Genomic DNA, 12,413 nt, shown 5'->3' on the forward strand with positions numbered 1-12,413 from the left:
CCTTCCGGCCGGTGTTTACCCCTGGAACGTCTCGATCAGGCGCGCGTAGAGGCCGAACGCACCCACCAGAACAGGGAAAATAGACAGTGTGAGCAAGGTTTCGATGCGGCGAGCACCCAGACGTAGACCCGCCGAGACATGCGCCGGGATTCGCCACAACGGTTGCGTCAAAATGAGGACCAACAAAAGCCCAAGTGCACCAGGCATAATCCATTCAGGCATCGATACGAACGGCAACCCGGCCCAGAAGACCCCGCCGATCACCGCGGCACCCAGCATGCACGTCTTCTCTGAAACCAGCGGCATGTGACGCGACCGCAAAGTCACCAACGCCATCGTGATCAAGACCAGCGACGTGATCCACGGGTTATGTCCGGTGGGTCCGAGCAAGAACACGGCGGTGAGCATCGTGAAGCAAATGAGCCACATCATGACCGCCATACCGGCGTGAGCGCGCATGACACGCGAAGCAACCGAGCTGCGGTACGGACGTTGACCGTCGGCGAGGTCATCGTCAACGCGGCTGAGTCCCGAGAGGATCAAAGCGATACGCGGGATCAAACCAACCAGAACGCCGCTGAGGGTAAGCATCCACAAGCCGAGGTGCTGAAAGCTCAAATCCAGAGTGAAACCGAGGTACCACAGGCCCGCTGTCGTGACTGATGCTAAGCCGATCAGTAACGCGGTTTTCCAGGCTCTGTGGTTGAGTGCGAGCGCCAGTAAGGTTGCTGCGATCCATGCATTCGCGATCATCCACCCGGTGAACAGGGCAGGCCCCGCTAAGAAAAGGGCGAGGGCTAGAAGCGTTGCGGATATGGCGGTGAGCTCAATGTCGGTAGCCCACCAACGATGGTCGATGACCGCCATCGCTACGAGAGGCAAGGCCGCTGCGGCTAGGGCCCAATTAAGGAATGAGTCACTGTTTGGTGCCGGTAAGAGATGCAACGCGAGAGGAACTGCCAGAAGCAGGACCAGCACCGTGCTGAGCAAGCGGCCTTTGGTAAATCGGACGGTGCTTGCCTGATCGGCTGTGAGTTCCGCGCTTGTGTCCGCGAGGTCGTAGACGACGGGGGAGCGGACGATCTCGTCGCGGCGGTCCAATCTGATGAGGGAGCCATCGGTGATCTGCGCGTCTGCCAGCGTTTCATGGAGCGCAAGGCTTCCTCCGCCAACTGGCGTCAATGTGAGCTCTTGCGGCGCGGCTTTGATGCCGGTGTGGGTGTGTTTGAGAATCTGCGGAATGAGTTCCCCGACGCTGACACCCGAGGGCAGTAGCATTTCGACGTTGCGGTCTGCTGCCAAGACCGTGATTCTGCGGTATCCGGTGTTCACCATGGAGCAACCTCATCGACGGTGCGCTGGATAGCAATCGGTTCGTTGGCGGGTGTCATAGCGCGGTTCATGCGCTCTCTTTCTTTTTTGAACAGGCTTGAGATGAAAGAGAAGCCGACGCAACCGGCACAAATGAGAGCGGCGATAATCAGGCCAATCACGACGTGTTTGATGCCGGTCATGAAGGTTCGGCGGCGACGGTCATTGCCGTAAAGAAGCGCGAGGCTGAGTCGCTGCCGACGAACAGCTACTGATTCGAGGATCTGCTCGTCACGGTTTTGCATGGGCCTCCTCAGCGCATTCACAGGAGCGGAAAGTGATAGCGGCCCGATTATGCGTGACCTACGTTACAAGCGGGTTAATGAGCCCGAAAGAGTCAATGACGTAAGGTTCCGCGAATGTTTATCAAATGTGAGATACGAAACAGTAACTATTTCGTTCGGCCCGGAATCACGGTTCTAAAACGGGTTAACTCAACTTCAACAGATTAAAGAATGGGAATTCTTGGGGGTTCAATCTCAGAGTTCACGGGAGTAGCGTGACGAGCGTTGGTCTGGGGCTTGGTGTGCGTAACAAGCCGGGGTCCCCGGGCTAATGCATCAATTGAAAAGCTTTTGAAGGGACATACCAATGAAGTTCGATATGGGATCGCAGACCCTCGCAACTCTGAACCAGAAGACCTCCGGATCCAACGATGACCTGGGTGGCCTCGTTCGCCAGCTCGTTGATGCTGTTGCTCCACTCGAGGGCAAGTTCAACGGTCAGGGTCGCGTAAAGTTCGACCAGTTCAAGGCTCGCACCGACGAGATCGCTGCTGACTTGAACTCCTCCCTGTCTAGGATTGCTCAGGGTCAGTCTGAGATGAACGTAGCTACTCAGACTGGCGACCAGGAGACTGCAGACAACTCGACCCGCAACGAGTCCTCTGCAAACTTTGACGGCGCTCGTTTCTCGTCGTCCCGCTAAGTCTTCAGCGCCATATTCTTTGATCAGCAGCATATTCATTGCTGATTCTTATTTGATTCTTATTTTACGCACAAGTAAGTTTTTTCAACTTAGTCTTTTAGGAGCAATCATGTCTTTGGATCGTATTTCGTTTGACACCGGTGTTTCTGGTCAGGTTCAGGGTGACATTCAGGGCATCATTTCCCGCCTTGAGAGCCTGATCGGTGAGCGTGACGCTCAGGTTGCTGAAGCTATGGCCGACTTCCAGATGGACGGCGTGGACGCTGAATACCAGCACGTTGAGAAGCGTTGGCACAACGCTTCCAACGAGGTCCGCAGCATCATCAACTTGGTTCGCCAGACCCTTTCGAACAACGACGAGACTGCAGTCAGCACGCAGTCCCGCGCACGCAACGCAGTCGCAAACATCGGCTAACAGAGGCCCGGAAGGGCCCGAACATTCTGTTCCGGAAGGTTGTGACTATGTTCTATTCCATTCATCATGCAGACGCCACGGGGACCGTTTCTGCGACGAACGGCGCAGCTGAAGAGCTAACGGCTGCAATGATCGAACTCTCGAATGCGTTCGTGTCGGCGGGTGGTGCTCTGCCGCATTCGCCAGTCGTGACGAATGCTCTGGCGGCTGTTTTTAGGGGAGCACTCGAGCCTGCCTCGGATTCGGTCATCAACCGGGTCAACACAGCAACCAGCAGCACGAGCATCGCGCTCAGCGCGTACTTGCAGGGCGACCAGCAGATGGACGCCAATGTGTGTGTGGCTCCAACCAAACCCGATATGCCGGGGGTGAGCTGAGTGAGCTTCGATGTTGTAGATCTCGATCAGAGTAGTTCGGCGAGCGCCGCAGGTTCGGATATCCGGTCGGCCGGCGAGGCCATCGTAGGAGCGATGAACAGCGTTCAGGGTCGGTGGAGCCCCATCGGCGGGCAATACATTGCGCCGGAATCCGGGCAGGTCGTCACCGCGATGGAAACTCCCACGATGACGAGCGTGCAGATCGATGAAGCCACGCAACGTGTGAAATCGGCGTTGGATTCGTATGCGTCGGCTTTGAATACCTTGAATCAGCAGCGTGAACGGATTCTGAGTAAGATCGCGCAGTACGACGCCATGAATCCACCTCCTGACGATGTTGACGCTCAGATGGAGAAAGAACGGCTCCGTAAAGAGATCGAGTCCGACTGCCAACAACTAGCTCAAGATAAGGACAGCGCGCAGAACGCGTGCCAGGGCCAGCTGCTTGGTATCTCGGTTGCCGGGCATTCGGCATCGATGGCTGACGGGGTCGACCTTGCGAAAGCCAATGAGGCTGGCGGCAAGGTCGTCGGTAGCTTCTTCAAAACTCTGTGGGACAAGGCTGCGCGCAACAACAGCTTCGATGGCGCGCCTGGCGTATTGCTTCAAGCGAGCCTGCTGTTTATGGACAAGTGGAAGTACACCGCCCAGGGCTTCCTGATGTCGGGACGCTGGACGACCTTGGCCAGCGGCGATACTGCGTGGAAACTGCCGACGACGTTCCAGTATCTCGCCGATAAGGGAGGTGTCGGCCTGGCCTTGATCCACAAGTTCAGCGGGTGGCAACATGGTGCCACTCCGCAAAGCTGGAATCCGATGGCGAAACCGACCACCTTCAAAGAAGGGGTCAAGGCCTTCGCCGGTCGTTCTCTGTTGAAGCTCGACGGTGCAAGCAACCGGGTTGCGTTGAACGCGGTTGACAAGCCGTTCATTGACGGTCTGAGCAAGGCAAGCAAGACTATTTCGCGCGTCGGAACGGGAGTTAGTTTCGTAACGACGAGTGTTTCTAGCTGGCAAGCGGACTCTAAGACCTACCCAGGCATGGGTAACGGCGAGAAAGCTGCTCGTGCAGGTGTCAGGGCGACGACCTCCACTGTAGGTGGCTGGGCAGGCGCCAAGACGGGCGCGGCTACAGGTGCCGCGCTGGGTTCATTCGTCGGACCAGTTGGTACCGCCGTCGGCGCAGTGGCAGGTGGCCTCATCGGCGGTGTCGTAGGTGGCAAAGCCGGCGGATGGGTGGGTGACAAAATCATCCAGGGGGCTGAGTATGTGGCCCACTGAGCTAGTGAGGCTGAGCGCGGCTCGTTAGCCTAAACCAACAAAGCTCGCGACAATGCGACGCCGATGAGAAGGACAACGAAACTCATGAGCAACCCAGAGTCTGGGGTCACGATCTCTGAACATCCTGACGCACAATTCAGGCTGTCCATTCCCGACAGTTGGGACGTGGACACGTCTGGAAGTGATAAAGGAATGTTCATTTACCAGGACACGACAGCATGGGGCGGACGCTTCCATCCCAATGTTGTAGTGATCCAGAGGTCGTACGACAACCGGCACGAGACCGAGGAAGACTACTACAAGGAAATCCTCGCAACCGATGCCGGTTTGGCAGAACAGCTAACCGAATACCGGAACATCCATCTCGGGTGGGACACCTTGGGGGACGAAGACACGCCAGCACTCCTGCGGGTCGCTTCATACCGCAATGACGAAGGTACGCCACTCATGCTGTACCAATGGCACGCTGTGCGCAGCGGCATCGAGATCAGCTTTGCAGTGACGTTCCCAACCGCGTTCTACCAAGAGTGGGCGCAACCGGCATGGCTCTGGTCGAAGGATTTCGAATGGACAGTGTAGATACGAGTCAAGAAGAACAGCAGCTAGCGATCGTGTTGCCTCGCCACCAGTTCAGTGAACTGGTCAGCGGGACTTTCGAAGGCGAAGGCCCCACGATCCATGATGTCGCCGATGAGCGTGTACTTGACGACGGAAAAGCGCCATCACAGTACACACTGTTTTGGCACGTCTACACGACCTATCGGAGCTTCGCGCTCATCGAAAGGCTGCGTCCAGACGGTACCGAGAACAGGGTTTACCTCTGGATCGGCCCCGAAGGCATCGTCGTTGCAGGTGACAACCAGACGGAAAGCACCGTAACGATGGTCGCTGCCGAGCTCGATAGCCGTTTCACCTTCCTGATTGACGGCATGGTTTTGGGCCGGCGCGATTTCCCTCGCGAATATGAGCCGGGCTACGGAGTCATCCAGCAGAAGGACATCATGAATGTCATGTCGCCGGATCTCTCCGCAGCAGACAGAGGAGCATCCGCGAGGAGACTCGCTGAATCGGTGAGCCATGTTCAACCAGAGATGGCTCAAGACCTTGTGGATGGACAGTTTGAGGCGATTTCCATCGTTGTGGAATGGCCAGCGGGTTCCCGGAACGAGACCCATAGCCTCGTCTACCTGGACACTCCGCACGGCTACCTTCTGTACAACACGGAACGTCACATGATGCGCAAAGAACATCAGCTTGAGCCTGCGCCGGGCTGGTATGTTCTCGCGCAGGCCGTGAGCCTGCTTCCGCCTGAAGAGCTCATCGCTTCGTGGCAGGAGCAAGGCTAGAGATTCAAGACTAGGGATCCAAGATTAGGGGACGGCGGTAACGGACTATGGGAGATACGCTTCTCTTCTCCGCAATAGTCATTGCCACGATCGTGTACTGGATCATCTACGTCAAGGATGTGCGTAAGCCGCAATCTGACACGTGGTATCAAGACGTGTGGAGCATCTCGAGTCTCTACGTGTTTCCCTATGGTTCTCTGATCATAGGTTCGGCCTCAGCCCTCGGACTGTTCGCCCAGATTAACATTCCAGAGACCATCGCGTTCTGGCTCTACGAGCTTCCGTTGCTGTTGGTCTTCATCACCGGCGGCATCGGGTTTCTCGGCGCTATGGGTATTCCGCTTCCTTACCCCTTTACCCCGAAATGGGTCGTGAAGAAACGTAAACAAGAGCGAGCGAAGTCCCGGGCACGACGTGCAGAACGTAAACAGAAACGAGAGGCTGCGAAACGAGAGGCTGTGAAACGTGAGGAACGTCGGGAGATGACCTCAAACATGAGTTGATATCCGCTCAGTATCGTGGGCGCTCAGGTGAAAACCTGGGCGCCCACAACGTTTAACTCGAAATGTCGTTGGGAGCCGGCTCCTGAACTGGCCGGGGAACCCTAGACCCGGGTTTCCGTCACCGTGAACGTCGCATCACGGCCCAGCTGCCGAGTCTGCCCGATGTTCTCGCGCAGAAACGCCCGGTACCGCAAGTGAGAATTCCACACAGCGATGATGCGGCCGCCTCGGCCCGCGATCTCACGAGCCGCAAACAACAACTTCTCGCCAATAGCACGTTCCACCACAGCACCCTGGTGGAACGGTGGATTCACCAAAACAAGACGAGGCGAGTACGGCTTATCAGGACGCCCCGCATCGGGAGGCCTCTCATCGTCCGCCGGCAATAAGTGCTCACCCGCGTCAGACGCGACCGCCCGCACCTGGCCAGCGACACCAGAGGAGTCCGCGCTCCTGAGGGTCGCCGCAACGGCGGCAGCGGAATCGTCCGTGGCCTCAACGTGAGCATCCGGCCAGCGACGCGCAGCCCACACTGCAATGGTCCCGTTACCGCAACCGAGGTCCACAACCTCCTGGCCGGGCTCGGGATCGATGTCGTGATCCGAGATCGCTTCGAGCATGAACGCCGTGCCAGGATCGAGGCGGTTCTGCCCAAACAGCCTGGCATCCCCGTGGAGCGTAACCTTGCTACCCGCAACCAGGACACTGCGCGGCTGAGGGGACAAGACCTTCCGAGCCGCATCGGCATCCATCTGACGAGCCTCAACCGAAACCTTCAAGACACGCGACTTCTTGCGCCCACGCTGCGGCTGAACCGGACCTAACCAATGCTCAAGAGGCTTGTTCATCGCCGGGGTCATGTGCTTGTCGCGGCCACCGGCCCACACCGTCGCGCCATCCGCCAAGAGCTCGCGCAACGCAACAGCCCAGTACTCAACCTCGGCAACAGATCGCGGCAACTGCCATAAAACCAACCGGAACCCGCCATCGGGGGTCGCGGCCGCCTCGGCCACCTCATCTAGTGACGTGAAGGCAGAGAAGCCATCAATGTTGAGGTCCGTGGCGTTGGCCTTCAGCGCAGTAAGCAAAGCGACCGAATCCTGAACCGTGACAACCCCACGCACCCCGGCCTCGATAAGGCCCAGGGTCAGCGCGCCATAGCGATCGCCCAGGACCAAGATGCGGTCCCCAGTCAGACCTTCGGCCTCTACCTGGGCCAGGGCGTGTTCCAAGAGAAGCTGATCGGTCGCATCCCACGCACGTAATTCGGGGGACTCGATGTCCGGCCACCGCCGCAACGAACCCCAACTCGCAGGAACCTGCTGTGCGCCGCTACCGGCTGCTGAGCCCTGAACACCGGTCGCTGTGCCTCGATTCCGTGTCATTGCGCCCACACCGCCCGTCCTTCGGCGATTTCGGCCTCGCCGGCGAAGGCCGTCTGCAACGCGGCCCGCGCACCGCCGATGCCGTCCTCCGAATCCGTGACAGCGATCGTGATGCAACATCCGGTGGCCGAATATGTCGTGTCCAACAACGTGTACCCCAGGCCGCGCATCACATGCTCGGCGCGCCCGGCCTGTGCCATATCCACCGTGACCAAGAGTTCTCGCTGACGGTGCCACGTCTCGAAACGCGCGCCATCCAGCGCCTGCGAAACCGAGTCCGAATACGCGCGAACCAAGCCGCCAGCACCCAACAGGATCCCACCAAACCAGCGCGTGACCACCGCGACGATGTCCGTGAGGTCGCGGCGCTCATCGGAGGTTTCACGCTGAGCTAGCGCAGTCAACATGGGGATGCCCGCGGTTCCGGCCGGTTCACCGTCATCGGAAGAGCGCTGCGTGCCCTGATCAGGGCCCAGAACAAACGCCGAGCAGTGGTGGCGGGCATCGTGGAACGCGCGGCGCTGCTCCTCGATCACAGCGCGGGCGTCGTCTTCGGTGCGCACGGGAGCCAGGACGGTGCGGAACACGGAACGTTGAATCTCGATCTCGTGCACGTGTTCAGCCGCCAAACGCGTAAAGCAGGAGGCCCGCACGTGCGGGTCAGCAAGCTCAATCGGGGAGGAAGTCATCGTTTCCAGTCTAGATGCCAACTACAGTGGATGAAGGACCCAGCGAGCGGGACCCAGCCAGCAGGACTGAGCACTCATGGAGGCAACGTGACGGATCAGCCGAGTAACAACCCGCGCATCGGGCTCACAGGCGGGATCGCGGCAGGAAAGTCGACCGTTGCGCGGCGGCTCGCTGAGGAGCACGGCGCACTCATCATCGATGCGGACGCGATCGTGCGCAAGCTACAAGAGCCGGGAGGTCGTGGGCTGGCGGCGATCGTCGCGGAGTTCGGTAACGACATGCTGACCGCGGACGGCACCCTGGATAGGGCGCGGCTCGGTGCCTTGGTCTTCAACGACGAGGGTGCCCGGGCGCGCCTGAATGCGATCATCCACCCGATGGTGCGGGAAGAAGCGCAGCGGATCGCTGACTCTGCAACGCCGGGGCAGCTGATCATCGAGGACATCCCGCTGCTGGTTGAAAGCGGGCAGGCGGGCCGCTTCGATCACGTGATGGTGGTCGAGGCTCCGCTTATGGAACGGGTGCGCCGCATGGTCGAAGACCGCGGGATGCACGAGGACGATGCCCACGCCCGCATCAAGGCGCAGGCGACGGATGAACAGCGGCGTGAAGTTGCAACGCATGTGCTGGTCAATCACGGCTCGGTGGATGAACTGCATCAAGCGGTCGATGCGGCGGTCGCCACGATTCTCGCGGTGCCGCGTGACGCTGATAGCGGCAGGGGTACCGACTAGGCTTAACGCATGTCGTTGGCGCAGAAAATTGATCGTGTCGTCCACCCGTTCGAGGTGGTTTCCGAATTCGAGCCCGCAGGGGATCAGCCGCAAGCGATCGCGGAGCTCAAGCAGCGTATCGAAGGCGGGGAGAAGGACGTCGTCCTACTCGGTGCTACCGGTACCGGTAAGTCAGCGACCGCCGCATGGCTCATCGAAGCGGTGCAACGACCAACCCTTGTCTTGGTGCAGAACAAGACGCTTGCCGCGCAGCTCGCAAACGAGCTACGGCACCTGCTACCGAATAATGCGGTCGAATACTTCGTCTCGTACTACGACTACTACCAGCCTGAAGCGTACGTGCCGCAGACCGATACGTTCATCGAGAAGGACTCCTCGATCAACGAGGAAGTCGAACGGCTGCGTCACTCCGCAACCAACGCGCTGCTGACCCGCCGCGACTGCGTCGTCGTATCCACCGTCTCCTGTATCTACGGCCTCGGTACGCCTGAGGAATACATCAAGCAGATGGTGACCCTCAAGGTCGGCCAGGAGCTGGACCGCGACCAGATGTTGCGCCAGTTCGTGCAGATGCAGTACACCCGCAACGACGTGGACTTCCACCGCGGAACGTTCCGCGTACGCGGAGATACGGTTGAGATCATCCCGATGTACGAAGAGCTCGCGGTGCGCGTCGAATTCTTTGGGGATGAGATCGAATCGATCCAGACCCTGAACCCGATCACGGGCGATGTGGTGCGCGACGAAAACGAAATGTACATCTTCCCGGCCTCTCACTATGTGGCCGGCGATGACCGCATGCACCAGGCGATCGGAACCATCGAGGACGAGCTGCGTGAGCGTCTGCAAGAGCTAGAGAGCCAAAACAAGCTTGTTGAAGCTCAGCGTTTGCGGATGCGCACGACCTACGACCTCGAAATGATGCAGCAGATGGGCTTCTGCAACGGCATCGAGAACTATTCACGCCACATCGACGGCCGTGAAGCCGGTTCCGCGCCGCACTGCTTGCTGGATTACTTCCCGGACGACTTCCTGCTCATCATCGACGAGTCCCACGTGACTGTCCCGCAGATCGGCGGAATGTACGAAGGTGACATGTCCCGCAAGCGGACCCTCGTTGAGCACGGCTTCCGCCTGCCTTCAGCAATGGATAACCGCCCCCTCAAGTGGGACGAGTTCCTCGAACGCATCGGCCAGACCGTCTACTTGTCCGCAACGCCAGGTAAGTATGAGCTGTCCCAGGCTGACGGCTACGTCGAACAGATCATTCGCCCAACCGGCTTGGTTGACCCGAAGATCACGGTCAAACCAACCAAGGGCCAGATCGATGACCTCCTGGGTGAGATTAACGAACGCGTTGCCCGCAATGAACGCGTACTCGTGACGACGCTGACCAAGCGGATGGCCGAAGACCTCACCGACTACCTCGCCGAAAACGGGGTCAAAGTCGAATATCTCCACTCAGACGTCGACACCCTACGCCGCGTCGAGCTACTCACCGAGCTACGCATGGGTACCTTCGATGTGCTCGTCGGCATCAACCTGCTCCGTGAGGGCCTCGACCTCCCCGAGGTTTCGCTCGTCGCGATCCTGGACGCAGACAAGGAAGGCTTCCTGCGCTCCACAACCTCGCTCATCCAGACCATCGGCCGTGCCGCACGTAACGTCAACGGCGAAGTACACATGTACGCCGACACCATGACCGACTCGATGAAACAAGCAATCGAAGAGACCGAACGCCGCCGCGAAATCCAGATAGCGCACAATGAGAAACACGGGATCACCCCGGCACCGCTCAAGAAGAAGATCGCGGACATCACCGAACAGCTCGCTCGCGAAGACGCTGACACCAACGAACTACTCAGCAACTTCGATTACGGCGCCGGCCACCGCGGCTACAACGCACTACAAGACGACAAGAAGACGGATGCGCGCGGCACCATCGCCGCACCAAGCGAAGACCTCGCAACGCTCATCGCGCAACTCTCCGAGCAGATGCACGCGGCAGCCGCCGACCTCCAGTTCGAACTTGCAGCACGCCTACGCGATGAAGTCGCCGACCTGAAAAAGGAATTGCGCGCCATGAAGTCGGCCGAATAAGCCTCCCGTAAAATTAAACGGAATATAGGATTCACCGGACCAACCGGTGATGTGGGAAGGACCAAGTGGTCAATTTATCTGCTCTGACCGCGCTCGCCGTGAGCGTGCCGACAGCGGGCGCATCGACGGCGAGTGTTACAACACCGATCCCTGTGTGGTTCGAAATCGGTTCGATGATCGTGCTGGTTGCGATCCTGCTGATCGACCTCATCGTGATCGGACGTCGCCCGCACGTGCCGTCGATGAAGGAAGCCGGCATCTGGGTTGGCATCTACGTTGCGCTCGCGCTCGTGTTCTTCGGGTGCATGTGGGCGTTCGCGGGGCAGGTTGACGCGCTCCAGTTCCTCGCGGGCTGGATCACCGAATATTCGCTCAGCGTCGATAACTTGTTCGTGTTTATCATCATCATGACGAGCTTCGCGGTTCCACGTGAACTGCAGCAGAAGGCTCTCATGATCGGTATCGTGATCGCGCTGATTGCACGCGGCCTGTTCATCCTTGCTGGTGCTGTGCTGATCGAACGCTTCGTCTGGGTCTTCTACATCTTCGGTGCGTTCCTGCTGTGGACTGCGATCAAGCAGGTCATGGACCATTCGGACGACGAAGAAGACCAGCCGGGCCTGGTCAAGCGTTTGACCTCCAAACTCAACTTCGCCGACCACTACGACGGCTCCAAGCTGCGCACCACGGTCAACGGTAAGCGGATGTGGACGCCGATGGCGGCCGTCATTCTCGCGCTCGGCGTCACTGACGTGATGTTCGCGTTGGATTCGATCCCTGCGATCTACGGCATCACGCAGTCGCCGTTCATCGTGTTCACGGCGAATGTTTTCGCGCTCATGGGTTTGCGTCAGCTGTACTTCCTGCTGGGTGGCTTGCTGGACCGCGTCATCTATCTGACGCACGGTATCGCTGCGATCCTCGCGTTCATCGGCATCAAGCTGATCCTGCACGCACTGCACGAGAACGAGCTGCCGTTCATCAACGGCGGCAAGCCTGTTCCGGTTCCGGAGATCACGACGGAGTTCTCGCTGATCTTCATTGTGCTCGCGTTGCTGATCGCGGTTGTGTGGTCGTTCGTTTCGCCGAAGGGGCGCGAGGTCGCGCACTGGGCGGCGGCTCGAGCTGCCGCTGAGAAGCGCATCGAGGCTCGCCGGAAGGCTGCCGAAGCAGCCGCGAAAGAGGCTGGTACCGCAGCCCAAACCGAGAAGAAGAAACTCGGCAAGCGTAAGCCAGGCGCACAGTAGACAGTGCCCGCTTGGATAGAGGCTACAAGGCCATACA

The 12,413-nt window shown here is 59.1% G+C and carries 14 protein-coding genes; 10 read left to right on the forward strand and 4 right to left on the reverse strand.

The window, feature by feature from the left end; genetic code table 11:
* Positions 1-15: 15 nt before the first annotated feature.
* Positions 16-1,335: an EsaB/YukD family protein gene (locus CAY35_RS00545; protein WP_109302874.1), complete on the reverse strand. Its 1,320-nt coding sequence runs from the start codon at positions 1,333-1,335 to the stop codon at positions 16-18.
* Entirely contained in the window at positions 1,329-1,616 is a 288-nt protein-coding gene (locus CAY35_RS00550) for a hypothetical protein (protein WP_181377426.1), read from the reverse strand. Before CAY35_RS00550 ends, CAY35_RS00545 begins: the two co-directional genes overlap by 7 nt.
* Positions 1,617-1,962: 346 nt before the next feature.
* Here CAY35_RS00550 and CAY35_RS00555 point away from each other — a divergent pair, with 346 nt between their 5' ends.
* The 7 genes from CAY35_RS00555 (at position 1,963) to CAY35_RS00585 (ending at position 6,220) form a co-directional block, all read left to right on the forward strand.
* Positions 1,963-2,298, forward strand: a complete 336-nt coding sequence (locus tag CAY35_RS00555) for a hypothetical protein (RefSeq protein WP_101630064.1) — start codon at positions 1,963-1,965, stop codon at positions 2,296-2,298.
* Between the two features lie 109 nt (positions 2,299-2,407).
* The gene (locus CAY35_RS00560) at positions 2,408-2,713 is read left to right on the forward strand and encodes a pore-forming ESAT-6 family protein (RefSeq protein ID WP_109302875.1); all 306 of its coding nucleotides are present in this window, start codon (positions 2,408-2,410) and stop codon (positions 2,711-2,713) included.
* Positions 2,714-2,760: 47 nt separating this feature from the next.
* Positions 2,761-3,090, forward strand: a complete 330-nt coding sequence (locus CAY35_RS00565; protein ID WP_109302876.1) for a DUF6507 family protein — start codon at positions 2,761-2,763, stop codon at positions 3,088-3,090.
* Positions 3,091-4,371, forward strand: a complete 1,281-nt coding sequence (locus tag CAY35_RS00570; protein ID WP_146191885.1) for a hypothetical protein — start codon at positions 3,091-3,093, stop codon at positions 4,369-4,371.
* A 249-nt stretch (positions 4,372-4,620) separates the two neighbouring features.
* A complete protein-coding gene (locus CAY35_RS00575; RefSeq protein WP_146191886.1) occupies positions 4,621-4,950 on the forward strand; it encodes a hypothetical protein in 330 nt (109 codons plus the stop codon).
* Positions 4,938-5,717, forward strand: coding sequence for a hypothetical protein (locus tag CAY35_RS00580; RefSeq protein ID WP_109302879.1), 780 nt, complete (start codon positions 4,938-4,940; stop codon positions 5,715-5,717). The genes CAY35_RS00575 and CAY35_RS00580 overlap by 13 nt, the downstream gene beginning before the upstream one ends.
* A gap of 47 nt (positions 5,718-5,764) precedes the next feature.
* Positions 5,765-6,220, forward strand: coding sequence for a hypothetical protein (locus tag CAY35_RS00585; protein WP_109302880.1), 456 nt, complete (start codon positions 5,765-5,767; stop codon positions 6,218-6,220).
* A 101-nt stretch (positions 6,221-6,321) separates the two neighbouring features.
* Here CAY35_RS00585 and CAY35_RS00590 read toward each other — a convergent pair whose 3' ends face one another.
* Positions 6,322-7,605, reverse strand: coding sequence for a class I SAM-dependent methyltransferase (locus CAY35_RS00590; RefSeq protein ID WP_258265582.1), 1,284 nt, complete (start codon positions 7,603-7,605; stop codon positions 6,322-6,324).
* Positions 7,602-8,294: an IMPACT family protein gene (locus CAY35_RS00595; RefSeq protein ID WP_109302882.1), complete on the reverse strand. Its 693-nt coding sequence runs from the start codon at positions 8,292-8,294 to the stop codon at positions 7,602-7,604. Before CAY35_RS00595 ends, CAY35_RS00590 begins: the two co-directional genes overlap by 4 nt.
* A gap of 87 nt (positions 8,295-8,381) precedes the next feature.
* Between CAY35_RS00595 and coaE the strand changes: the two genes are divergently transcribed.
* From coaE to CAY35_RS00610, 3 genes are all read left to right on the forward strand, one after another.
* Positions 8,382-9,029 carry a dephospho-CoA kinase gene (gene coaE, locus CAY35_RS00600; RefSeq protein ID WP_258265558.1) on the forward strand — a complete coding sequence of 216 codons (648 nt, stop codon included), beginning with the start codon at positions 8,382-8,384 and terminating at the stop codon, positions 9,027-9,029.
* A 9-nt stretch (positions 9,030-9,038) separates the two neighbouring features.
* Positions 9,039-11,129: an excinuclease ABC subunit UvrB gene (gene uvrB, locus CAY35_RS00605; protein WP_109302884.1), complete on the forward strand. Its 2,091-nt coding sequence runs from the start codon at positions 9,039-9,041 to the stop codon at positions 11,127-11,129.
* 173 nt (positions 11,130-11,302) lie between these two features.
* The gene (locus tag CAY35_RS00610) at positions 11,303-12,376 is read left to right on the forward strand and encodes a TerC family protein (RefSeq protein WP_109303055.1); all 1,074 of its coding nucleotides are present in this window, start codon (positions 11,303-11,305) and stop codon (positions 12,374-12,376) included.
* The last annotated feature ends 37 nt before the right edge of the window (positions 12,377-12,413 follow it).

Source organism: Pseudoglutamicibacter cumminsii, assembly GCF_003143995.1.
GTDB lineage: Bacteria > Actinomycetota > Actinomycetes > Actinomycetales > Micrococcaceae > Pseudoglutamicibacter > Pseudoglutamicibacter cumminsii_B.